Raw genomic sequence first — 23387 nt, 5'->3', positions numbered from 1 at the left:
AAAAGCTTTATTCTTTTCTATTATACAAAAAAAGCTTGTAGACTTGGTCTAATTCTTAGACTTTGTCTACAAGCTGAAAGAAGCTTGTGAAGTCCACAAGCTTCTTTTGATGATATTATTTCTTTTTAATCGGAATCCACACTTCACTCCGGTAGTCTTCATCTTCAACATTGCCTGATGGATACAGCTCGAATTCCGGTCCTCCCGCATGTTCATAGCCGGTCGAAGGGAACCATTCTGAGTAGATCCTTTCCCAGACGTGCTGGATGGCATGCGGCATCGGTCCCACCGATGTGAATACTGCCCAGGTTGCTGCAGGGATTTCCTTGGACTCAAACGTATCGCTTGCGCCCTCGCTTTCCGCCCCGATGAAATAGGTGAATTCCTCTGCAGGATGATTGAATTCCATACAGATGCCCAACATTTCACCTGTCCCTGCTTCAGAGCAGATGGCTTTTGAGGTTCCGTTATGATTCACTTCACTCCAGAACTTTGGGATTTCCTGATGATTTTCCCCATCGGTCGTTTTCATCCTCAGCCCTTTTCCAATTACGGTGAATGACTCCCTCTTTACAATTTTATAGTCCATTTCCTTCTCTCCTTTTAATTGTATTTGAAAAGAGATGCGCGGGAATGCTTTAAGGGAGGCCCCTGATTCCCTGACTGCCGAGGGAGATACTCCATGCACTTTGCGAAATGCCTTTGAGAAGGCTTCCGGCGTTTCGTATCCATATTGAAATGCCACATCAATCACTTTTCGCCCTGTATCCGTCAATTCCTGGGCGGCAAGTGTCAGACGCCTCCTGCGGATATAATCTGCGACAGTGAATCCTGTCACGATATGAAACATTCGCTGGAAGTGGAATTTCGAACTAAGGGTGATATGAGCCAATTCGTCGAGTTCAATCTTTTCATGAAGATTGTCTTCGATATAATCGATACAGTCATTCATTCTTTGGAGCATCTCCATACGGTTACCATCTCCTTCAAAATCAAGTTTAGCGCATGCCCCGACAATCTTCCGGTTCATTTGTGCGCATAGGTGACAGGGACCTTTTCTATTTGGGTCCCCAATTCTGTTATATAGTTAAAGTGAGTTTCGATTTTATTATTCGGCGGCAATTTCAAGGATTCCTCTTCCCCCATTGACATATAACCAAAAGGTGTTATATTAATAAACGAAACCATATGGTGTTATTATACTTAGAAAGCAGGAGGTCAAATGACAAATCTAGTGAAAGATATTGAACAGACAGCGGTTTTACATGCATCCATCCAAAAAGTTGGGATGCTGTTTCAACATCGGATGGAATTTCTGCATGGTTCATGCCGAATGACTTCGAGCCGGTTGTCGGCCATGAATTCCACATTCAATCCCCTTTCGGCCCATCTCCCTGCAAAGTGCTTGAGATCGATGAACCGTACAAACTATCCTTCTCATGGGACACCGACGGCTGGGTTGTGACGTTCCTGTTGAAAGATCTTGGAGATAAGACAGAATTCACTGTCGTACATGCAGGCTGGAAAGAAGCGGATGATACGATTTCCAAAGCCGGTGAGAAGACTTCCGTCGTACGCGACCGCATGAACAACGGCTGGGCCGGACTTGTGAATGACCGCCTGAGGAAGGTTGTCGAGGCATAAATGGGTGCTGTGAAACATGATGTCTTTCAGGCAATCGCAGACCCTACCCGGCGGGAGATGCTGCGCCTGCTTTCCGAAAAAGACCGTCCGATTTCGGACATCACTTCCCATTTCTCCATCAGCAGGACCGCGGTCACCAAGCATCTCGGGATTCTTACCGAGGCAGACCTTGTCAGCGGTAAAAAAGTCGGCCGTGAAAAAATATACAGCCTTCACCCTGAACCCCTGACTGAGCTCAAAGTCTGGTTGTCCTACTATGAGCAGTTCTGGACCAATAAACTGTCGATGCTTAAGTATCTGGTCGAAGATGACAAGGATCGTTAGCCTGCTTTTTGTGAGCAGGCTTATTTCTTTTTAAACTAAACTTCTCTTCTCCCGTTCCTTTTGAAATTCCCCACGGCCTCCGGATTAACGAAACTTTTCCATTTTTCAACCGTATATAAACTAAACAACTTCTCTTAAGGACGTGTTACGAATGAACAAAATCGAAACGTATAAAGACGTATATGCAGACGCAAAAAAGAAGCTCAGTTGGAAGGTCACCGACCAGCGTTCCGTCATGTTGATCGCTTCCCTTTATGTGACGGAGAATTATGAATTTGACGGAGACCGCCTTGAGGCCATGGCAGACTTCATTAAAAAGGAAGTCGGATTCTTCACCACGCTTCAATCCCATCAGCGCTATCTGTTTGCAGCGATGCTCATCACCCGCTTTCAAGATCCCGAAACAGCGTTTCAATCGTTCATTTCAACGTACAAAGCACTGGTGGATGAAGGTTTCTCGATGGGAGCGTATACCTATATTTCCGCTATGGTACTGATCAGCGCTGACAACACTGATGGAGAGACATCATCCCGGGCAATGGGCGTGTACAAGAAGATGAGAAAGAAGCATTTCTTCCTTACAGGCCAAAGCGACTATCCGCTTGCGATGCTTCTTGCTCAAAGAACAAAGGATACGGACCTTTTAATTGACCATATCGAATATTTCTACGATAAGTTGAACCTTTCCGGTTTCAATAAAGGTAACGACCTTCAGACGATGAGTCACATCCTTTCGCTTGTCAAAGACGCAGATCCGGATGAACTGGTGACACGCTGCACGGAAATCTTCGATTGTTTAAAAGAAGAAGGCATCCGGCCGAAATCCATGTTCTATCCACAGGTCGCCATGCTTGCCTTTTTAAAAAACGGCAAAGATCAAATCAGTGAAGTAAAGGAAATCCGGGAATCATTGAATGAAAAAATCCGCTGGCAAAAGGATATGAATTTCATGATGGCTGTCAACCTTCACCTCAGCAATCAAATTGATAATTCATCCCTCCTGCAGATGAATCTGTCCACGACCATCGAAGCGCTCATTCAGGCACAGCAATCCGCAACGATCGCAGCCATCGGCGGTGCGACCGCTGCAACGCATAACGGGAGTTGATTGAGGGGACGGCCTTTAGTGTTAAGGCCCGTCCCTCGGTGCGTTAAAGTGTGATAGTATGATAAAAAGATTATGATTTTGGACTTGGGAGGTTTTCAAATTGCGGATTGGAGTTTCCAATGATCTAGAGCGCGCGGTTGAACTGTTCTCTTCTTCTGATGAAGAGTATTTGGAGGTACATGATGAAGAAGGTAAAACGATCGGCATTTTGACGCTTGATGAATTGAAGGAGATGTTCCAGGAGGTACCATCGCATCTATCGATAGGAGAAATTATTCATAAGCTGTCAACAGACTTGTATACCACTAATAAGCGGACGACGACCAAGAATGAATATAGCGAGTTGCTAGAGAATGATATTTTCACTAACATCATCAATTCCCTATATGATGGCGTATTTATCACAGACGGGTGTGGGATAACGGTCAAGATAAATAAGGCATATGAAAGGATTACGGACCTGAAACCCCAGCAGCTGATTGGTTATCATATGGAGGAAATCATCAAGGAAGGCTATATCTCGAAATCTGCTTCCATCCAAGTAATCAAAGAAAAAAAGCCTGTTACACTGATGCAAACCATTCATAACGGCCGGAAGATCATTGTATCTGGGACCCCTATTTTCAATGATCAAAAAGAGATTCTTTATGTAATCAACAGTGTAAGGGATATCACTGAACTGTTAAAGCTCAAGCTCCGGATTGAAGAGCTTCAAGAATTAAAGAATCTCAGGCAGAGCACAAATGCGACCTTCCACGATTCAACACAGTCATCATTCTATCATAGTGAAAAAATGAAAAAGACGTTTGAAATCATTGACCGAGTGGCTAAAACGGATGCAAAGGTACTCCTTCAAGGTGAAACGGGGGTCGGCAAAACGATGGTGGCCAAGTATATTCACGAGCACTCAAACCGTACCGCTGGAAGCTTTCTTGAGTTGAATTGCAGTGCTCTTCCTTCAAGTTTAATCGAGGCAGAACTTTTCGGGTATGAACCCGGAGCATTTACAGGAGCACTGGCAAAAGGAAAAAAAGGACTGTTGGAGATTGCTGATAACGGCACTTTATTCCTTGATGAAATAGGGGATCTGCCTTTGGAGCTTCAAGTGAAATTACTCAAGGTCATCGAGGATCAGGCCTTCATCCCGATCGGTGCATCAAAACTGAAACAAATCAATGTAAGAATCATCGCTGCCTCACACAAGAATATTAAAGAGCTCGTAAAAAAGGGTGAGTTTCGGGAAGATCTGTACTATCGATTAAACGTAGTACCAATTGAAATCCCTTCCTTACGGGATCGTCAGGAAGAAATCATCCCTCTGGCAGAGCAATTTCTTGAGGATTTTAATAAAGAGTATGGATTTAGCAAAAAGTTAAGTATTGAAGCACTGAATATCCTTCATGAATATAATTGGCCCGGAAATATCCGCGAATTAAAAAATTGCATCGAACGTTTGGTTGTTACATCCCCTATTGAAACCATAGGTTCAGAGGATTTGCCTCATGAACTCTCAGAAACAAGCAACAAGCAAAAGGACTTCTCAACTGAAATGGAGATCATACCATTAAAAGAAGCGGTAGACAACTTAGAAAGAAATTTAATCACAAGAGCATTGAAGAAATATAAAACAACACGAAACGCAGCCGAAGTATTACAAGTCAGCCAACCAACAATCGTACAGAAAATGAAAAAATGGGAGATTTGATTATATTTATAATCAAATCTCCTTTTTTTGATTCGTTTACCAATCATCTTTTCTACCATCGTTCATTCGTAACCTTTCATTTTAACTTTTCTGAAAGTTGGCACAAAACTTGCATCACTTATTACAAAGGGTTCTATCAAAAGAAGCTATCCTAGAGTTCATAAATTAGAAAGGAGCATATCATCATGACAATATCCACCTTTAAAATTGCAAACAAACTCATTACAGGAAAAGGTGCCATAGAAGCAATCCCCCATGAAATACAGCGTCTGGATATCAAAAAACCTCTTATTGTGACGGACGAAATTCTTCAAAAAGTAGGCGTCGTCGATCAGATCACCCCGTTTTTGAAAGGGCTTACGTTCGGGTTATATACAGGAGTAAAGCCTGAGCCTGAATTTGCAGTGGTTCATGATTGCACAAATATGTTCAGGGAAGGGGCTCATGATGGACTGATTGCAATTGGAGGAGGAAGTGCCATCGACATCGCCAAAAGTGTATCTGCTTTTGCAGGCTTTGATGGAAAGCTCACGGATTTAGTAGGGACAGACCTCGTACCGAAGAAAGGCGCACCGATTATCGCTCTTCCCACTACAGCAGGTACCGGTTCTGAAGTTACGAATATCTCCATTCTTTCTGATAAGGAAGCTCAGCTGAAAAAAGGAATCGTCAGTGATTACCTGCTGCCGGATGTTGCGATTGTGGCGCCTGAGATGACGTTGACGATGCCGCCGTCTGTCACGGCTGCAAGCGGTGTTGATGCACTTGTCCATGCCATAGAGGCCTATATTTCAGTGCACGCCTCTCCAATCACGGATGCTCTGGCTATCTATGCAATTAAGATGATTGCTGAAAATCTGCCGAAAGCATACGCCAACCCGTCCCATTTGGAAGCACGTGAAAACATGGCAACCGCAAGCTTGATGGCAGGTATGGCATTTGGAAACGCAGGAGTGGGGGCTGTCCATGCCCTCGCCTATCCGCTTGGGGGGCGCTACCATATTCCACATGGAGTAAGCAATGCCCTGCTGCTTCCTTACGTAATGGAATGGAATAAGATTTCCTGCATGGAGCGTTTCAGGGATATCGGATCGGCTTTAGGTGAAAAAGTTAGTCATTTATCTGACGCTGATGCCGCCGATCAAACCGTTCAAGCAATGAAACGGTTGTGCAGCGCAGTTAATATTCCATCTGGATTACGTGCCTTCTCCATTCCTGAAAGCGATATTCCGGAAATGGCTGAAGATGCAAGCAAGATTGAACGTCTCTTAAACAATAACCCTCGTAAACTGACTCAAAAAGAAATCGAACAAATTTATCAGGCTGCATACTAAGCAGTTTTTACTTGAAGGATGGGATGAAAAATTAAATAAAACAAGGAAAAGAGTCTTATCTAATTAGAAAAGGGGTATATAATATGTGGAAAAACCGTAAACATGGTGAAGAATCACCATACATCCCTATGGGACCATTTAAATTAAGACTTCCCTTTATTCATTATAAGTTTGAATGGCCCGACTATGTACAGGGACTGCTTATGTGTGCCGTGGATTTAGCTGCCATACCATTGATGATCGAATTATTGGGGATGCCATTTGAAGTCGCTTTGGCCGTAGTGTTACTGAATGGTTTGCTTTATTTGACTCATCATTTACTTGGCGATCCGGTTGTTCCTGGCTGGATCACACCGGCCATCCCGTTAATTATGGCTTATGTATCAACATTTCCAGAAGGTGTAGATAGGGTGCACGCACTGGTTGCCTTCCAGCTCACCCTCGGGCTCTTCTCTATTTTCTTAGGGGTGACAGGACTTGCAAAGAAAGTGGTGTCGTTTGTTCCACCGGCGATTAAATCTGGCGTCATTCTGGGTGCAGGATTCGCTGCGGTCATTTCGGTTTTTCAGGTTGGAGGCCGTTTCGAAAGTTTCCCATGGACCATCTCAATCGCTGTAGGGATCGCATTTTACATCATTTTCTCCCAGCATTTCAATCAACTTAAAAACAAGAGCGCACTATGGGGACTAATTGGGAAGCTCGGTATTTTCCCTATCATTATTCTAGCAGTTATCATTGCTCCTTTATTCGGTGAAGCACCTTTGCCGTCGATTGAATGGGGCCTGATAAATCCGGATTTCGGTACTCTATGGAGTGAATATACTGTATTTGGGGTAGGTTTCCCATCAGCTATGTTATTTTTGACTGCCCTGCCAACAGTACTGGCAGCATATATTGTCTTATTCGGTGATGTACTGCAGAGTAAGGCATTGGTTGAAGAAGCGGATGATGTCCGCCGTGATGAGAAAATCGACTATAACCCAAACCGGGCTCATATGATTTTCGGGGGACGGAATACGATCATGAGTATCCTCGGTCCTGATGTGACTATGGCAGGTCCCTTATGGGCAGCCATGCAGGTCGTCGTTATCGAACGGTTCAAAGAAGGAAAAAAAGCGATGAATTCTATCTTTGGGGGATCAGGCTCCTTCCGATGGGGGACCAACACCGGCCTTCTATTGCTTCCGATTGTGAGTTTAGTAGAACCTATTCTCGGAATTGCACTGGCTCTTACTCTATTAATCCAGGGCTACGTAAGTGTCCGGGTAGGTATCCTCGAAGCCCGCAGTCATAGGGATCTCGGGATTGCGGGGATCATTGGCGCAGTGCTTGCTACTAAAGGAGCCACCTGGGGCTTTGCAGTCGGAATCATTCTTTGTGTACTCATTTATGGAAAGAAGTTTTTCAAAGGAGAAAATGATAAAATATTCACTAAAGATTTAGAAGAAGATGAAATTAAAAGAATTTCTTAATATTTGAAGAGGAGGCAAAACATGCAACACTACAATATGCTCATAAACGGTGAAGAAATCGGGAACGACCTGCCAAAGACGGAGGTGACCAATCCTGCTACCTCAGAGGTTGTGGCGACGATTCCACGCGGCGGTAAAGATGAAGCGGTGCGTGCGGTCGACGCAGCGGATAAAGCGTTCCGTGACTGGTCAAGAAAATCCGTCTACGAGAGAAGCGAGCTTATCCGAAAATGGTACGACCTGATCAATGAACATAAAGAAGACCTTGCTGAAACCATGACAAGGGAACAAGGTAAGCCCCTAAAAGAAGCAGCTGGTGAAATTCAGTATGCCAACGGCTTCATTTCCTGGTACGCAGAAGAAGGAAAACGTGTTTATGGCGAACAAATACCGGCTACCCAGACCAACAAAAGATTATTTGTTTCAAAGCAGCCTGTCGGTGTGGTTGCGGTCATCACTCCTTGGAACTTCCCTGCTGCGATGATCACGAGAAAAGTGGCCCCGGCACTTGCGACCGGCTGTACCGTCGTCATCAAGCCGGCAAACCTGACACCGTTGACTGCTTTGAAAATGGCTGCACTTGCCGAACAGGCGGGGATCCCGAAAGGAGTCATCAACGTCGTCACTGGTGATTCCAAAGCGATCGGTGAAGCATGGCTTGAGGACATGCGCGTGCGCAAGCTGACATTTACCGGATCGACCGAAGTGGGCAGACAGCTGATGAAAGGCTCTGCTGATACGATCAAGAAAGTTTCACTTGAACTTGGCGGTCATGCCCCATCCATCGTGATGGACGACTGTGATATTGATAAAGCAGTCGAAGGCGTCGTCGCATCCAAATTCCGTAACGCCGGTCAGACATGTGTGTGCTCAAACCGTGTTTATGTGCATGAGGATATCTCTGAAGAATTCACTCAGCGACTGGTGAAAAAAGTGAAAGAATTGAAAGTCGGAAACGGACTTGAAGAAGGCGTTGACATCGGGCCCCTCATCGATGAAGATGCAGTGGAAAAAGTCCAGAAGCATATCGATGATGCTGTAAGCAAAGGGGCAAAAGTGGTCACAGGAGGTAAAGCCGGCAAAGGGCTTTTCTTCGAACCCACCGTCCTCACTGATGTGAGTGAAGACATGATTTGTATGACGGACGAAACATTCGGGCCTCTTGCCCCGATTTCAACATTCAAGACTCAGGAAGAAGCAATCGAGCGAGCCAATGATTCGATCTATGGACTTGCTGCCTATGTGTTTACAGAGAATATCACACGGGGCATCCAGATCTGCGAGCAGCTTGAATATGGGATTGTCGGCCTGAACGACGGCGTCCCTTCCACGCCTCAGGCTCCGTTCGGCGGATTCAAGCAGAGCGGACTCGGACGGGAAGGCGGACATCAGGGAATCGAGGAATTCCTGGAGGTTAAATATATTTCTGTTGGATTGTAAGAATTTCAAAACCCCTGACACATTTAATGGTGTCAGGGGTCTTTTATTATCCATCCATCTTTGACAGTTAAAGCAGGTTACTTTTTCTTATCTTCCTCTAAATCAAGCCAGGTCAGCACCTCTTTCAGAATCGTATTGACCTTTTTGCTCACATATTCTTCTCCGTAAATACGTTTCGCTTTCTCTAGGTCTTCAAGGACCCCTTCCTCCAAATCGATAAACGGAGTGTCTTCTTCCATATCATTATACAATTCGATCATTGCTTCGAGTCCCTCTTGCATCTTATCGATTGCATCACTGTACTTTTGGATTTCATCGCTTTTCCCTCGCATCATATCACCCACATCTAGTATGCGTGGGAATTGCTGGCATTATTCTTTCACCAGCCAAAAGTCCATTCCGTCATAAAACTAAATCAAAACACCCGGCTCCCTTTTCAAAGGATGCCGGGTGTCGACGTTTACTATAGATAGCCTCCGCCAAATTTAGGGTTCTGTCCCCATTTATTGGACTGGCTTTCGCCTTCCAGGCACATGAATACAAGGATAACGATCCATCCAACGACCGGAATCAGGGAAATGAGAATCCACCAGCCGCTTCTTCCAGTGTCATGGAGCCTGCGAATGGTAACTGCAAGAGAGGGCAAAAAGATAAATAATGAGTACAATCCGTTCAACCACCCGTCTATGCCGGCTGCCATTTGAATGACAAAAATCCCCATGCTTATTAAGAAGTTGACCAGATAAAACATCCAATACTCTTTCCGTCTTGCTCGATCCCCAAAGTTTACATAGTTCTTTATTACTTTTAAATACCAGCTCATTTAAATACTCCTTTATACTGCAATTCTACTATGCTAGTATAACATATCATTGTCGAAGTTTGTCAGGACGAGGAGGGCAAAATCTCGTTTATCCTTCTGTATAAAAGGTCTCTTTCTTCTCTTCAACCCTTTCCAGCACTCGTTTTTATGATAGTCCATAAAACTCATTCTATGGCAAACTTTCACATATTACTGGACAGGCTGGGGGTGTTACTATATATAATAGAAAAGGATTCAACCAGAAAACGCTTACATCATGAGGGGGATTTTATGTTAGATGTGCTAAACAAGATCAATGCTTTTCTATGGGGTACACCAAGTTTAGTACTGTTGTTTGGAACAGGCTTATTTTTGACCATTATGCTTAAAGGTTTGCAATTCAAAAAACTATTTTATGCTTTTAAGCTTGCGTTCACAAAGGAATCAAATACGGATTCCTCTGATTCTGAAGGGGATATCAGCAACTTTAAAACGCTGATGACTGCTCTATCAGCCACAATCGGTAACGGGAACATTGCCGGTGTTGCGACCGCACTGACAATCGGCGGACCGGGAGCGATCTTCTGGATGTGGATCGTCGGCCTACTGGGCATGGCGACGAAATATGCCGAGGCGCTGCTGGCAATGAAATACCGTGTGAAGAATAAAAACGGTGAATACTCGGGCGGTCCGATGTATTACGTTGAAAAAGGGCTCGGCAGCAAATGGAAATGGCTGGCCGTCGCTTTTGCATTATTCGGTGCTTTCGCTGCACTCGGTATCGGAAACAGTGTTCAGTCCAATACAATTGCCGACGTCATGACCACTAGTTTCTCCATCAATAACTGGGTCACGGGGATCGTTCTTGCCGTGCTGACTGCTTTGATCATTTTCGGCGGTATTCAACGTATCAGTACAGTTGCTTCATTCTTTGTGCCGATCATGGCATTCCTTTATATTGGCGGTTCACTTTTGATCATCGGGTTGAATTATGACATGATCATTCCGGCTTTTAAACTGATTTTTCATTACGCATTCAATCCGGTTTCGGCCGCAGGCGGATTCGCCGGGATCGTCATAAGTGAAGCGATCCGAAGCGGTGTTTCACGCGGGATCTTTTCCAATGAAGCAGGTCTCGGTACGGCTGCACTCATCGCGGGGAATGCTAAGACCGATCATCCAGTAAAACAGGCTTTGGTTGCGATGACGGGTACCTTCATTGTTACCATCATCGTGTGTACGATGACAGGACTTGTATTGATCATCACCGGTTTCTGGGATCCGACAGGCGGAGCCATTTCAGGCATCCAGCATTCCGCTTCACTAGACGGTGGGGCGTTGACGAGTGCCGCGTTCGGACATGCCCTCGGGGTTGCAGGAGAATACATCGTTTCATTCTCTGTCATCTTCTTCGGCTTCTCCACGATCGTCGGCTGGTATATGTACGGGGAGAAATGCTTCGAATATCTCACAGGCTACCGCTACATCGCTTCCTACCGCTTGATCTATGTCGTGGCGACCGGTATGGGTGCAGTGGCGAACCTCGAATTGGTATGGGCATTTGCGGATATGTCGAATGCTTTGATGATGATCCCGAACTTGATTGCCCTGCTGCTGCTTTATAAGGTAATCGTGAAGGAAACGAATCATTATTTCAATGACTATCTGCCTTTGCAGATGAAGGCTTATTCTAAGAGGAAAGCGAGTTAAGAGAAGAAACTGAGTCTAAATTAAACCCGAACTAATTTGCCTTAAGAGTGGCAATTTAGTTCGGGTTTTTTTGTAGTTTTGTATAATGAGGCATTCAGTTCAATCTTGTTCCAGCGGTTGATTGGAGTGCAAGACGAAGACTCCTGCGGGAGAAGTGGCCAATCAGAAAAGCGGAAGGGCTTTGAAGAGAGGCGGGTGGCATAAGACGAATTGGCCTGGAAGGCGTTCTTTGCCTTCTTGGTCGATTTGGCTTATGACATGTGACTCTAAGCCCTGCAGCTGGACACGTGAGACCCCGGAGGCGAAGCCGAGGAGGCTCACGGGTCACCCGCAGAAAGCGAAGGCACGGAAATCAATAGCGGTGATTAAGCCTGCCCTAATGTGCTTTAGTTATATTTTTTATTATGAGCTCTGCTAATACCTGCTTTCTCGGAATTATTTAAGACATTACATCATCTAGTCCTTTTTTCTCAATTTTCAAAATCAATTGACGACATCACATTAATGCGTTACAGTAATACATAACTTAAAACGAACAATCCTTATCAAGAGCCAGGGGAGGAAATTGGTCCTGTGATCCTGCGGCAACCTGTTATTTTCTTAATTGAAAGTAATAAGGTGCTAATTCCAACAGACGTATAGTCTGGAAGATGAGGGAGAGATGATGCCTCTTCCTCTGGGAGAGGCTTTTCTTTTTGATTCCTCTTTAATTCCTGACTAAACAGATCGTTATAAAATATTAAAGGGGATGTTAAAGATGACGGAAGTTGGTTATTGGTTTATCGGATTTGCACTTTTTTATACCGTTTTTCTTATTTTCGTAAGTCAGTTCTCAAGAAAGAAGGCTGCCGACGGCAATGGTTTCTTTGTTGGCGGCCGGGGATTCAATTCCTTTTTTGTAGCAGTATGCATTACCGGATTATTTTCGGGGTCTTCCTATATCGCGATACTCGAACTGAGCTATCTGACCGGCATTTCAGCGATTTGGTACGGGGTGGCGGAGACCATTCACGTATTGATCATTGCTCTTGTCCTGATTACCCCGTTTAGAAAAAAAGCCCTGGTGACGATTTCAGGACTACTCGGAGACCGCTATGGTGAAAAGGTCAGAGGAATTGCAGGGGCAATTACCGCGTTTACTTTCCCCATGTGGTCGGTCGCCACTGCACTTGCTTTTGCCTCTGCATTGTCAGTATTCACCGGCGTCTCATTGATTTGGTCCGTCACGATGACAGCCGTCCTTCTTCTCGTTTATCTTCAGTTTGGCGGGATGTGGTCAATCGGATTCACACAATTGAGTAATGTGGTTGTCTTTTTCATGATGCTGGCAATTGGAACATATGCATTCTTCATCAACCCCGGCGTGGAAGGAATCGCTTCATTATTTAATGAAAAGCCGCAGTATGCTTCATGGGATGGGGCAGGAATACAAACGATACTTGCGTGGTTCGGAACCTTTTTATTCAATGTGATCCTGGCTCAGGCAGCCTTTCAGATGGCATTATCCTGCAAAACTCCTGAAGAGGGCCGGAAAGGATTATTATATGGCGCTGTATTGGGTATCCCGCTCATACTTGGAGCTGTGTTATTCGGTCTTGCTGCCCAGCAGGTGGTTCCGGGTCAATCACAGGGATTGGTCGCGATCCCGCTTTATTTGATGGAGACTCTGCCTGCTCCACTTGTCGGATTATTCTTCCTTGGATTCTGGGCTGCTGCCCTGAGCTGGGGGGCTCCTTGTCAATTCTCTGGCGCCACAAGTCTTGGGAGAGATACCGGAAAAGCCATTAACCCGAAAGCGACAGAACTTCAGCTTGTCCGTTATACGAAGTGGTCACTTGTGTTATTGACTGTATTAATGATCAGCTTTGCTTTGATTCGTTCTGAACAGTCCGCCTGGTGGAATGTTCTGGCCTGGGTTACACGGAACTCGGCAACCTTCGCCCCGGTTGTAGCTGCTTTATTCTGGCCGGCCGTCACAAAACGGGCTGCCCTCATTTCCCTTTTTACAGGTTCTTCATCGGGTTTGCTCTGGTATCACCTTGGAGGATGGGGAATTAATGATTTTTATCAGAACATCCACCCCGTGTGGATCGGGATGATCGTGAATATCCTGACGATCGTTTCAATAAGCCTCATTGAAAATGCCGGCAAACTGGAATGGAAGAGTTCCATCAACAGCATCGGCACGTATTCAGCAGCAATATCCCTTTTGCTTGCTGTCACAGCGGCATTTGCTTTCAACTTTCTTTACAATACAGGGCTGCTCGGCATTGTGCTGACACTGATTGTACTCGGACTATTCACGACTTGTATCAATTTCATCAAGAAAAAAGAAACATCACAGGCCAAAAACGCACTGTTGAGAACAAGCTGAATGACAGAAAGAAAGCCTGCTCCAAAAAATATGGGAGCAGGCTTTCTTTTCGGATATATTATTTCCCTTTATTTTTCTGCAATATAAATGATTTTCTGATTCCCGCTTGCCGGCTCCTCACCTTCCTCGAAATCCGCGCATATTTCCACGTGAGAAAACCCGATTTCCTTCAGGACGAGTATGAGTTCCTCTACTCCATACCATCGCAAGGCAAAGCGCTGGAGTTCTGTCTCGACGAGGCTCCCGTTTCTCCATTTTTCATATTTCAAGTGAGTCACTTTATGCTGATGGAAGAAATCCACTTCGACTAGCTTGCTTTCCATCGTGATCGTGTCCCCGCCTGGAAGCGGGAAAACAGAGGTGTGCACCTTGCCGATATCGAAAGTTGTGTCAGGAAGGAATACATCCATGATGAGTCTTCCACCCGGTTCTAAATGGGCATACAGCTTCTTTAACGCTTCCATCGATTCATTACGGTCATCAATCAGTAAGAAGGAACCTCCCGGAATGATGATGACTTCGTACTGATGAGGGAGATCGAGATTCTGCAGGCTTGATTCGTAAAGCTCCGCCTTGAGACCCCTCTCTTCCAAGCGGTGCCGGCATGATGCCAGCATCTCAGGAGAATCATCCACTCCATCGACCACTATGCCGTTTTCCACAAGCGGGATGGTGACCCTTCCCGAGCCGGCCATCGCCTCGAGGATCCTGCCTTTGCATTCTTTCAATTTTTCCTGATAAAACTCGATATCACCGCCGAATGATTGTCCGACTTCTTTCGTCAGATCATATACTTCGGTGCATAATTTGCCGTAGTGACTAAATGACATTTTCGTACATCCTCCATTTACCACAGTCCGCCAGAATGCAGTCCGTGTCCATTATCTTAAACATGATTAAAAAGAATGCCCTCCCCGGATGTCCGGGTCGGGCATTCTCCGTTAGTTAAACGATATTTTTCTCAGTTGTTTATAAGCTCCTGACAAATCTTCTTCACCCAAAACCATCATGGTCGGTTTGACTTTTACGGATTCACCGGAAGCAGCTGTCCACTCCTCGGAAGAAGCCGCTACCAGCACTTCCTGATTGATATAGACTTCGGTCATTTTGGCCGAATCAGGATGGATGAGCATCGCCTGCTCTTTCCGTTCATCGGAACCGGCTTGAATAAATGGACTGTCCCCGATCACAAATTCCTCGATACCTGCATAATACGTATCGAATTTGCCGTCGGACGGCAGCTTCACAAAACTTGAGGTCAATGTTTCACCCGGCTTGAAAAACGCCTCCAGATCCACTGACTCCCCTGTAAAGGTACGGCCGGATTCCTGCTCGATTTCACAATAGAAGGCAAGTACCGGAACTTCGGGAAGGGTTAGGGCATATTGACGGAGCGTGATCCCCTTCATCGATTCATGCTCTTTTAAGACAGTGGTAACTGCAAGCCCTCTCCATGAATTTCCGTTAGAATCCTGCTTCGTGACGGGATTCACACTTGTCGGTTCCTTCAGCATCGAATACGGGCTTACATTCATGAATGTATAGCGAATTCCTCCTCCCCAAGGATTCCACCAGGCTTTCGGTCCTGGGGCAGGGTACTGATGATGAAGGAATTCTTTATTTTTATACATCAATGAATAGATTCCAGGATAATAGCCTTCTGCCGCTTTGAAGGAAAGCACTCCATTATCGACCGTCCAGCCGTCAGCTTTCTCGACTATTTCGATTTCCTTCTCTCCTGTTACCATAGAAATAGTTTCAAATGAAGCCCTCTGGCTCTGAGAGTGGAATTTGCCTTTGATACGCTTGAGGCCCGCTTCTCTATGATGCAGTTCCACATTCACATCTGTGGTTTCATCCTTTTTCGTTACGGTTTTATTCATGCTTCCGACTTCATTCTTAAGCTCCAGTGTCCCGTCGAGATATGGTGTAAGCATGGACCGGAATGAGTAGCCTGCATGATCGCCCGCAGCCGAAACGAGATTTCCATCACTTGGTTCAAGAGAATAAAGCGGACATTCCTCAAGGCGTTTCATATCATCACCGAGTACGAGTGACCTCCACTCTTTCCACGAAGGTGCTGTATTGATCCCGACTTGAATCGGCCCTAGACATACTTCCCCCTGGGACTGGACAGGATCTACCTTATACTCAATCGCAAAGTGCCAGTCATTCTTTCTGCCAATTGCCCCTTCCGGCCACGCAAGGCCCTTCGTTTCCCCATTCGCCCCAGAGGTGAACAACCAGCGTTCCGAAATTTCCTTGTCACGGATGTAATCCATGAAGGGCATCATGGCTTCGTCGCCGATTACTACACCTTCCTTTTGAGGGATGGCCATACCCTTGAACTCAATCGGAAGCGGCTGAATGAGATAGAGCTGTTCCTTCGTTTCTTTCGACTTGTTCACGACTTCATGCTTGATATCCACAATCCCGGATCCGTACAACTTAAAATACGTATTCAGGACAACAGATGGAAAGGCCTCTGATTCCAGGGTTGTCTTTACTACGAATGCCTCAGGGGTTTCAATGTATTCAACTGAAGAAGCTTCTTTTTTAGAAAATTCTTCGCTGAACGGTTTGCCGAGCCTTGGAGTGAACAGGGTCGTCGGACTCTGTTTTGACAGGACAGACCCGATCTTGACGAAATGATTCCTCTTTTCGATTTCGACAAAGTAAGGACCGGTAAAGGCCTTCCAGTGATCTTCGGATTCTCCGCCGAACCGGGCTCCAAGACCAGGGAATTCTAGAGCCAGCCTTGAACTGAATTCAAAGGATTCCCCGTCTTTTTTCACGACTTCGATTTTGACTTCTTCCGAATAGAATCCGTTCTTAAGCAGTTCTGCATGAAGCGGCACCGAAATCCTGCTTTTCCCTTTTATCTCAGCATTGATTTCCGCCTGTGACCATTTCACAACATGGCTGTGCGGAAGTTTTACTGTCCAGTGCGCGTCTTCCTCAAGCTGACTTTCAATATCCAGATGAAGGACGGCTTTCTGGTTCTGGCGCCAATGTTTGTTCACCGTGCGCAAATGAAGTTTGCCTGCCTGTTTCGGGTAGACCCCCATTTTCAAAGGGAATAATTTTCCGTCAACCTCGATATTTGCAGAGACCACGGGATGTGTTTTCCATGGACTCGGCTCCCGGTCTGGCAGAGTCAGGACCGCCGGATACTCTCCCGTCCATTCGCCTTCCACCGTTTCTTTTCCTATGAAACTATGATTCACGATTTCTGTGGACATCCCCCATATGGAAACATCAACAGGTGTAGTGGTCTTATTGACGACACGGTAGGAAACTAGATGTTCTTCCTTCTCCAGAAGCTTGAAGTCCGGAAGCTTCATTTCCACCAGGAGTTCCTGCGTTTCAATCAGGCGGATTCCGCGTCCTGTCCGTTCAAATTGGACACGGACAAATTCATCTCCCGCTTCCCATTTGTACTCATAATAAGTATGGTCTTTATCCTTGATCCCGTCAGGCTTCACCTCGATGATGCGCTGACTCGCAGAGTACCAGTCATGTTTTTCAAAGAACGGCTTCAGCCAATCGACCTGCAGTACCGAAGGAATGAAGTTCATCAAGTGGGTTGTGTCATCACGGTCTTCCCAGAAGAAACCGCACTTCTTGTACAGCGGGACAGCCTTCGTGTTCCCGGGCCACGTAAATAAATCAAGCCGCGGCCACTTCAATTCGATCGTCTTTTCGAGGGCCTTCAGGACGAGCTGCTTTCCGATCTTCAATCCATGATAATCAGGATGGACATTCAAGAGCGGAATGTACATCGCCCCTTCGTCTTCACGGTATTGAGACAATCCGCAGTACCCGACGACCTCGTCGCCCACCATGGCCAGATATAAGTGCAGATTGGAAGAGTTAGCTTCCTTTTCGATCACGTCCTGCTCCGTTGTTACCGTGGAATCCCCGCCCCAGTTTTCGCGGCTTTCGTTCCACATCTTTGCAATCCCCTTTGCAAGACCTTCATGGTATTCTACGATTCTTACTTTCTCCAACGTTGTCTTCATAATGTCCTCCTGAGCTACGTTTTAATGTGTCGAACCTCACGCTTTTTTCCGTTATCCTCTGCTCCGTTAAAAGTAATCCTCATCTTTGATCTCCTCCTTTTTTTATTTGGAAAAAATTACTTCCCACTCACAGTTTAAAATGATATGCCCGATAAGTAAAGAATATTCTAACTCTTTAGCGCGGTGCTGAGATGAGGGACGGGCGTTTAGCACAGTGCAGCATTTTGACTGCTGAAGGATAGCGGCACTCTTTTCATCCATACTTTTTGAGATAATGGTTTAATGTAAGAAGCGGCCAGATATACTGGTAACTGTGATAGTGAGCGTAGAATACATCTTTTAGGACCGCACCTGTCGGATAGGTGTGTGCCGGGGACGATTCCTCGCTGTGAAGGAGTTCCAAGAGTCTCCCCATTCCCTTTTCAATGGCAGGGGTAGGCTGATCCGATATACTGATGAGTGCATCGAGTGCCCAGGCCGTCTGAGAAACGGTACTGAATGAGAGCGGGACATACTTCCCCCGTTGATCGCTGTAGCATGATTCTCCCCACCCGCCGTCGGTTCTTTGGATATTTTCAAGCCACTTTTCAGCCTTCCCGATCCTTTTGTTCGAAGAAGGCACCCCGGCGGCCCTCATGCCGGTGACAGCTGCCCATGTTCCATAAATGAAATGAATTCCCCACCTGCCTGCCCAGGAACCGTTTTCTTCCTGAGTCATTGTCAACCATGTGATCCCTCTTTTCACATCGGGATGATCCATTGTCAATCCGGCTCTGCTCCCGAGGAATTCAAGGGTCCTTCCTGTCAGGTCTGCCGTAGATGGATCAATCGCCGCGGCCTCTGCCCCGTCCAGCGGAAATGAAGCGAGAATCCCTTTGGTCTTATTTTTCTCAAAAGCAGGCCATCCGCCGTCTCGGTTCTGCATTCCAAGAACCCAGTCGACGCCCCTCTCCCAAGCGTGCCGAATTTCCGGTTTGGCTCCTGCTGAATACGTGATGGCGCGGAGGGCGGCAGTCGTATCATCTACATCCGGATGAATCGAATTGCTCTCAGAAAATCCCCATCCTCCCGGTGATACGTCCGGTAGATCGATGGCCCAGTCCCCGAACTTATAGTGCTGATGTTTTAACAGGTATTCCACGGATTTCCGGATTGTCTCATCTTCAAAGGAAAGACCGGATTCTTGAAGCGCATGGCTGATGAGAGCCGTGTCCCATATAAGGGAGGGTGAATTTTGGACATGGGGACCGTTATCGGTCTGACAGATCATCCGCTTCAATCCGTCTAATGCATTTTTTATGATGGACGAATCACTGCGGTAACCAATCGATTTCAAAGCATATATCATAAAAAAGGTCGTGCTGAAATAACTCAGGTACGTCCCATCCCGTTCGATTCGTTTAAGCATATAATCCTTCGCAAATTGCCTTGCCTCTGAACGGAGTAACTCAGGGAAACCAGCAAGCCCCTTTATGCCCTCCTTCAGTTTTTCAAAAAGGAACAAACGGTCTTCATCAATATCATGCAAGCTGTCGGATCGCCCTTGAAGGAACAGATGTCTGATATTCGGGGTCCGGGCACTCTGCAAATGATAACGGGCATCCCTTACCAGCAGAAACGGAACGATATGGGCCCTTCCATAAGAGCTGAAATCCCAGAAACTGATCGGGAACGTCCGGGGAATGAGGAGCACTTCAATCGGAACAGGCATGATATGCCGCCATTCATATTGTCCGTTAACGGCAAGCATCATCTTTGTCAGTGAATGAGCCTTTTCCAGTCCGCCCATATGTTTAATGAACCGTTCCGCTTTTACCAGACGGGGATCTTTTTCATGGAGCAGCCCGCTGAACCGCAGAGCGAAATAAGCTTCGATCGTCGCCGATAAATTTCCTTCCGCTTCATCCTTGAATAACTTCCATGTTCCCTCTTTCGTCTGCATGTTCAAGAGCCGTTTTACAAGCTGCGATACCAGCGCGTCTTCCTTAAAATATAATGATCTGATGAGGATGATCATATAGGCATCCGTCATCGGGCTGTTTTCAAAACAGAATGACCAGGTTCCGTCAGGGTTTTGTCTTTCACGGATCTCATCCGCCATCTTGTCGGCTGTTTCTTTGATTTCTCCTTTCATATCTAAGCCTCCCGCTTTCTCTGATGTGGATATCTCTGCTATGTATATGTGTATGGGGTGATGGTTAGTCGTTGAAGGCTGTCCATTTTCCACTCATTAAAAGAAGGAACCGTTGTTGGGTGGTTCCTTCTTAAATGCCGTTCAGTGAATCATTACGAATACCATTTATGCCACATATGTTCGTTTCTTCCCCTGACGAAGGTGTCGATGCGTCTTTGCCCCCACGAGACAGCCCCTGGTGAGGAACGCACTCCTCCCCTCGGTGCACCGAGGTCTTCCCAATTGCTCCATCTGGAACCATTCCACCATTTATGCCACATCGTATTGTTGTCTCCGCGGACAAATGTATCAATGCGGTTCGATGCCCAGGATGACGCTGCCGGGGCCCCCTCAAAACCGCCGCGCGGCGACCCGAGATCCTCCCAATTGCTCCATCTTGAGCCATCCCACCATTTATGCCACATCCGGTCGTTATTTCCTCTCACAAAACAATCGATGCGGTTCGGCCCCCATGATACCGCTCCAGGTGAATCCCTGAGACCGCCGCGTGGTGCACCGAGATTTTCCCATCCGCTCCAGCGCGAGCCGTCCCACCATTTATGCCACATGTTCTTGTCGTCTCCCTCGACGAATACATCAAGCCGGTTTGCGGACCATGAAGAAACGGCCGGATCGCCTTTGAATCCACGAGGGGGTCCGCCAAGGTCTTCCCATTCACTCCAGCGCGAACCGTTCCACCATTTATGCCATAAGTTGTCCCGGTTCCCCCTTACGAAGGTATCGATCCGATTCGGTCCCCATGATACGGCCGCAGGGGAACTTTTCAATCCCCTTCTTGGAGCACCGAGATCTTCCCAGTTGCTCCAGCGCGAGCCGTTCCACCATTTGTGCCACATCCGGTCGTTTTCCCCACGGACAAATGCATCGAGTCTGTTTGACTGCCAGGAGGCAACAGCAGGAGATCCTTTCATTCCCCTTGGCGGTGCACCGAGGTCTTCCCATTGCTTCCAGTTTGCGCGGAACTCATCATGGTTTCCGCCCCCGTACTCATATCCGTAATCGTACGGATAAGGGACAGGCTGATACTGGGGAACATAATAAACCGGATCGTTCTGGTAAAACGTTCTCTGTTGGTAAGGTTCCATTTGATAAGGATAATAAGAATGTGCATGCACCGGCCAGTCATACTGAATGCCACTGTACAGGTCCGGATGACCGTTTGGAAACATTCCATTCCGGCCATTAAACTGATTTACAGGATAATGATAAGGCAGCATCGTGTACCCCTCCTTTTCAATCTGTATTTACCTTATGCGGAAAGCCTAATTTTGGAGTACGTACACTCTTAAAATCCGCCCCTTTAGGATTCGTTACAACTTAGTGTCAGCGTCTGGTTTTTCCAGAATCTTGTTGTAAACTCCTGCCGGTCATGTTAATTTTAAATCGATAAGCACTATTTGAAATGCATGTTTTAACAAATTTCAGTTTATATAGGAGGGAAAGATGTTTCGATGGATAGGATGAATAGAAAAAGTGACCTTTCAACTGTTTCAGAAGACTTGTCTTCCTTATTAATATCAATCGGAACACCCCGCGCTGTAAAAAAGGGATCTTTTTTGTTCCAGGAAGGGGAAAGGGCCGACGAATTGTTCCTGATCAGATCCGGTGTTTTTCAAATCAGCAAACTGAGCCTTGAAGGCAAGGAATTGAATATGCGTATCTGCAAGAAGGACGATTATATCGGGGAGCTGACCCTCTTCTCGGAGAATGCCACCTACATGCTGAGTGCATATGCCCTCGAAGCAGGAGAAGTCTTGACCATCCAGAGGAACCAGCTTGAAAAAGCACTGATCAATGATGCCCCGCTGACTTTCGAATTCATGAAATGGATCTCGACCCAGCTGCGGAAGAACCAGTCAAAAATCAGGGATCTCATTATGCACGGAAAAAAGGGAGCCCTCTATTCCACTCTCATCCGCATTTCGAATTCATACGGAGTAAAAATGGATGACGGCATCCTCCTCGATATCCATCTGACCAACCAGGAGCTTGCTAAATTCTGCGCTGCCACAAGGGAAAGCGTCAACCGGATGCTGAGTGACCTTAAGAAAAAGGGTATGATTGATTACACTCCTGATGGCAGGATCATCCTCCTTGATCTTGGGTACCTGCGGGGGGAAATCGGCTGTGAGAACTGTCCTATTGATATCTGCAATATCGATTAGGTAGGATTTTCACGATTCCGGGATGAAAATCACTTGAATTTTTGTCCCTTTCTTTGTGCTTGAAGGGTTTATGATCCATTCGACAAAAAATACACGCCGTGCTGGAGACTTATGATCCATTCCTGGGGAATACCGACAAAACTCCCTTTTCCTCAACATATTTCCCGGGCTATATTCGACATTCCCACTAAAAAAAGCCTGCTGAATAAATACTCAGCAGGCTGCCTTAATTATTTCCCTAAAAATCCTCCATTGGATTCGATGACCTGTCCTGTAACCCATTGTGATTCAGCGCTTGCCAGAAATCGGATCAATTTGGCTGCATCTTCCGGAAGCCCGATTCGTCCCTGTGGGAACATCGGAAGAAATGCTTCCGCCAGGTCTTCATCGATCCATCCGGAATCAGTCGGACCCGGATCTACCGAATTGACTGTGATCCCAAGGGGTGCCAGACCTGTCGCAAGCGGCGCGGTGATGGCCTTCAGCGCGCCTTTTGTGGCAATGTAGGCAAGATTATCAGGATCAGGTCCACCTGAAACCAGATGGATGATCCTGCCCTCTCCGCCATCTGGATATTCTTGTTCAAATGCTTTTGCAAACTCAATCGACAGCATGAGGGTTCCCCGGTTGTTCACGTTGTAATGCTTATCCAATATGTCTGTGTCCAACGTACGGAAGCTGGAAGGTGCACAGTATGTGGCGTTGTTAATCAGGATATGGGGGGTGCCGAGAGATTCACGGACGGCACCGATGATTCTGCCCGGCGTCAAATCATTTTCAAGGTCCGCCTCCATATGGGAGGCACGTACCCCCCTCTGCAATAACTTTTCCTTTAATTTCTGAGGCCATTCCCTCTCCAGTCCGTTGCCCGCCGTTTCATCAAACGGTATCCAATGGGTGAAGAAGATATCCGCCCCCGCTTCAGCCAGCGCGAGGCAGATGGCTGTCCCGATTCCATTTGAACGGCTTGCCCCTGTGACGATGGCTGTTTTTCCTCGTAATGAGTTCATATAGTTCCCTCCATATTCGTAGTTCAATAGAGTAAATCTATAGAATTGCTGCCATCCTGAATCCCCGCTTTCATATGTGTTAT

17 protein-coding genes, 1 pseudogene and 1 riboswitch are annotated in these 23387 nt (G+C 46.4%); of the genes and pseudogenes, 10 read left to right on the top strand and 8 right to left on the bottom strand.

Annotated elements, in window-relative coordinates; all coding sequences use genetic code 11:
- Nucleotides 1–115: 115 nt before the first annotated feature.
- Nucleotides 116–970: an effector binding domain-containing protein gene (locus ACKA06_RS17560; RefSeq protein ID WP_411160294.1), complete on the bottom strand. Its 855-nt coding sequence runs from the start codon at nucleotides 968–970 to the stop codon at nucleotides 116–118.
- 252 nt (nucleotides 971–1222) lie between these two features.
- Between ACKA06_RS17560 and ACKA06_RS17555 the strand changes: the two are divergent.
- The 7 genes and pseudogenes from ACKA06_RS17555 (at nucleotide 1223) to ACKA06_RS17525 (ending at nucleotide 9027) form a co-directional block, all read left to right on the top strand.
- Nucleotides 1223–1644: pseudogene (locus ACKA06_RS17555) on the top strand (SRPBCC family protein).
- Nucleotides 1645–1968: an ArsR/SmtB family transcription factor gene (locus tag ACKA06_RS17550; RefSeq protein ID WP_198258587.1), complete on the top strand. Its 324-nt coding sequence runs from the start codon at nucleotides 1645–1647 to the stop codon at nucleotides 1966–1968.
- Between the two features lie 151 nt (nucleotides 1969–2119).
- Entirely contained in the window at nucleotides 2120–3076 is a 957-nt protein-coding gene (locus tag ACKA06_RS17545) for a DUF4003 family protein (RefSeq protein WP_198258588.1), read from the top strand.
- Between the two features lie 100 nt (nucleotides 3077–3176).
- The gene (locus ACKA06_RS17540; protein WP_214873658.1) at nucleotides 3177–4781 is read left to right on the top strand and encodes a sigma-54 interaction domain-containing protein; all 1605 of its coding nucleotides are present in this window, start codon (nucleotides 3177–3179) and stop codon (nucleotides 4779–4781) included.
- Between the two features lie 185 nt (nucleotides 4782–4966).
- Nucleotides 4967–6115 (top strand): iron-containing alcohol dehydrogenase, encoded by a 1149-nt coding sequence (locus ACKA06_RS17535; RefSeq protein ID WP_214873656.1) that lies wholly within the window; start codon nucleotides 4967–4969, stop codon nucleotides 6113–6115.
- A gap of 83 nt (nucleotides 6116–6198) precedes the next feature.
- A complete protein-coding gene (locus ACKA06_RS17530; RefSeq protein WP_411160293.1) occupies nucleotides 6199–7587 on the top strand; it encodes a hypothetical protein in 1389 nt (462 codons plus the stop codon).
- 21 nt (nucleotides 7588–7608) lie between these two features.
- On the top strand, nucleotides 7609–9027 hold the full coding sequence (locus ACKA06_RS17525) for an NAD-dependent succinate-semialdehyde dehydrogenase (protein WP_411160292.1): 1419 nt from the start codon (nucleotides 7609–7611) through the stop codon (nucleotides 9025–9027).
- 77 nt (nucleotides 9028–9104) lie between these two features.
- Here the strand turns inward: ACKA06_RS17525 and ACKA06_RS17520 are convergent, their stop codons facing one another.
- Complete coding sequence (locus ACKA06_RS17520) at nucleotides 9105–9362, bottom strand: hypothetical protein (protein WP_082641588.1); 258 nt, start codon at nucleotides 9360–9362, stop codon at nucleotides 9105–9107.
- Nucleotides 9363–9490: 128 nt separating this feature from the next.
- Nucleotides 9491–9850 (bottom strand): DUF805 domain-containing protein, encoded by a 360-nt coding sequence (locus ACKA06_RS17515; RefSeq protein ID WP_058297079.1) that lies wholly within the window; start codon nucleotides 9848–9850, stop codon nucleotides 9491–9493.
- A 270-nt stretch (nucleotides 9851–10120) separates the two neighbouring features.
- Here ACKA06_RS17515 and ACKA06_RS17510 point away from each other — a divergent pair, with 270 nt between their 5' ends.
- Nucleotides 10121–11539, top strand: a complete 1419-nt coding sequence (locus ACKA06_RS17510; RefSeq protein ID WP_032086214.1) for an alanine/glycine:cation symporter family protein — start codon at nucleotides 10121–10123, stop codon at nucleotides 11537–11539.
- Nucleotides 11540–12078: 539 nt separating this feature from the next.
- Nucleotides 12079–12196, top strand: a riboswitch (SAM riboswitch).
- Between the two features lie 100 nt (nucleotides 12197–12296).
- Nucleotides 12297–13913: a sodium:solute symporter family protein gene (locus ACKA06_RS17505; RefSeq protein WP_198258593.1), complete on the top strand. Its 1617-nt coding sequence runs from the start codon at nucleotides 12297–12299 to the stop codon at nucleotides 13911–13913.
- Nucleotides 13914–13981: 68 nt separating this feature from the next.
- Here the strand turns inward: ACKA06_RS17505 and ACKA06_RS17500 are convergent, their stop codons facing one another.
- From ACKA06_RS17500 to ACKA06_RS17485, 4 genes are all read right to left on the bottom strand, one after another.
- Nucleotides 13982–14743: a class I SAM-dependent methyltransferase gene (locus ACKA06_RS17500; protein ID WP_411160291.1), complete on the bottom strand. Its 762-nt coding sequence runs from the start codon at nucleotides 14741–14743 to the stop codon at nucleotides 13982–13984.
- Nucleotides 14744–14854: 111 nt separating this feature from the next.
- Nucleotides 14855–17935 (bottom strand): GNAT family N-acetyltransferase, encoded by a 3081-nt coding sequence (locus tag ACKA06_RS17495; RefSeq protein ID WP_411160290.1) that lies wholly within the window; start codon nucleotides 17933–17935, stop codon nucleotides 14855–14857.
- Between the two features lie 253 nt (nucleotides 17936–18188).
- The gene (gene shc / locus ACKA06_RS17490) at nucleotides 18189–20069 is read right to left on the bottom strand and encodes a squalene--hopene cyclase (protein WP_411160289.1); all 1881 of its coding nucleotides are present in this window, start codon (nucleotides 20067–20069) and stop codon (nucleotides 18189–18191) included.
- Between the two features lie 152 nt (nucleotides 20070–20221).
- On the bottom strand, nucleotides 20222–21346 hold the full coding sequence (locus ACKA06_RS17485; RefSeq protein ID WP_411160288.1) for a carbohydrate-binding protein: 1125 nt from the start codon (nucleotides 21344–21346) through the stop codon (nucleotides 20222–20224).
- A 234-nt stretch (nucleotides 21347–21580) separates the two neighbouring features.
- On the opposite strand from ACKA06_RS17485, the gene ACKA06_RS17480 reads away from it, so the two are divergent.
- Nucleotides 21581–22294, top strand: coding sequence for a Crp/Fnr family transcriptional regulator (locus ACKA06_RS17480; RefSeq protein WP_198258598.1), 714 nt, complete (start codon nucleotides 21581–21583; stop codon nucleotides 22292–22294).
- A 230-nt stretch (nucleotides 22295–22524) separates the two neighbouring features.
- Here the strand turns inward: ACKA06_RS17480 and ACKA06_RS17475 are convergent, their stop codons facing one another.
- Nucleotides 22525–23304, bottom strand: a complete 780-nt coding sequence (locus ACKA06_RS17475) for an SDR family oxidoreductase (RefSeq protein WP_411160287.1) — start codon at nucleotides 23302–23304, stop codon at nucleotides 22525–22527.
- Between the last annotated feature and the right edge of the window lie 83 nt (nucleotides 23305–23387).

Source organism: Rossellomorea oryzaecorticis (genome assembly GCF_045897515.1).
Lineage (GTDB): Bacteria > Bacillota > Bacilli > Bacillales > Bacillaceae_B > Rossellomorea > Rossellomorea enclensis.
This window is presented reverse-complemented; position numbering and strand designations above follow the sequence as displayed.

What these genes read in the sequence shown, in the direction of transcription:
- ACKA06_RS17560 (WP_411160294.1), bottom strand. Translation starts at nt 970, where the DNA reads ATGGAGATGCTCCAAAGAATGAATGACTGTATCGATTATATCGAAGAC.
- ACKA06_RS17550 (WP_198258587.1), top strand. Translation starts at nt 1,645, where the DNA reads ATGGGTGCTGTGAAACATGATGTCTTTCAGGCAATCGCAGACCCTACC.
- ACKA06_RS17545 (WP_198258588.1), top strand. Translation starts at nt 2,120, where the DNA reads ATGAACAAAATCGAAACGTATAAAGACGTATATGCAGACGCAAAAAAG.
- ACKA06_RS17535 (WP_214873656.1), top strand. Translation starts at nt 4,967, where the DNA reads ATGACAATATCCACCTTTAAAATTGCAAACAAACTCATTACAGGAAAA.
- ACKA06_RS17530 (WP_411160293.1), top strand. Translation starts at nt 6,199, where the DNA reads ATGTGGAAAAACCGTAAACATGGTGAAGAATCACCATACATCCCTATG.
- ACKA06_RS17525 (WP_411160292.1), top strand. Translation starts at nt 7,609, where the DNA reads ATGCAACACTACAATATGCTCATAAACGGTGAAGAAATCGGGAACGAC.
- ACKA06_RS17520 (WP_082641588.1), bottom strand. Translation starts at nt 9,362, where the DNA reads ATGATGCGAGGGAAAAGCGATGAAATCCAAAAGTACAGTGATGCAATC.
- ACKA06_RS17515 (WP_058297079.1), bottom strand. Translation starts at nt 9,850, where the DNA reads ATGAGCTGGTATTTAAAAGTAATAAAGAACTATGTAAACTTTGGGGAT.
- ACKA06_RS17510 (WP_032086214.1), top strand. Translation starts at nt 10,121, where the DNA reads ATGTTAGATGTGCTAAACAAGATCAATGCTTTTCTATGGGGTACACCA.
- ACKA06_RS17505 (WP_198258593.1), top strand. Translation starts at nt 12,297, where the DNA reads ATGACGGAAGTTGGTTATTGGTTTATCGGATTTGCACTTTTTTATACC.
- ACKA06_RS17500 (WP_411160291.1), bottom strand. Translation starts at nt 14,743, where the DNA reads ATGTCATTTAGTCACTACGGCAAATTATGCACCGAAGTATATGATCTG.
- ACKA06_RS17495 (WP_411160290.1), bottom strand. Translation starts at nt 17,935, where the DNA reads ATGAAGACAACGTTGGAGAAAGTAAGAATCGTAGAATACCATGAAGGT.
- shc (WP_411160289.1), bottom strand. Translation starts at nt 20,069, where the DNA reads ATGAAAGGAGAAATCAAAGAAACAGCCGACAAGATGGCGGATGAGATC.
- ACKA06_RS17485 (WP_411160288.1), bottom strand. Translation starts at nt 21,346, where the DNA reads ATGCTGCCTTATCATTATCCTGTAAATCAGTTTAATGGCCGGAATGGA.
- ACKA06_RS17480 (WP_198258598.1), top strand. Translation starts at nt 21,581, where the DNA reads ATGGATAGGATGAATAGAAAAAGTGACCTTTCAACTGTTTCAGAAGAC.
- ACKA06_RS17475 (WP_411160287.1), bottom strand. Translation starts at nt 23,304, where the DNA reads ATGAACTCATTACGAGGAAAAACAGCCATCGTCACAGGGGCAAGCCGT.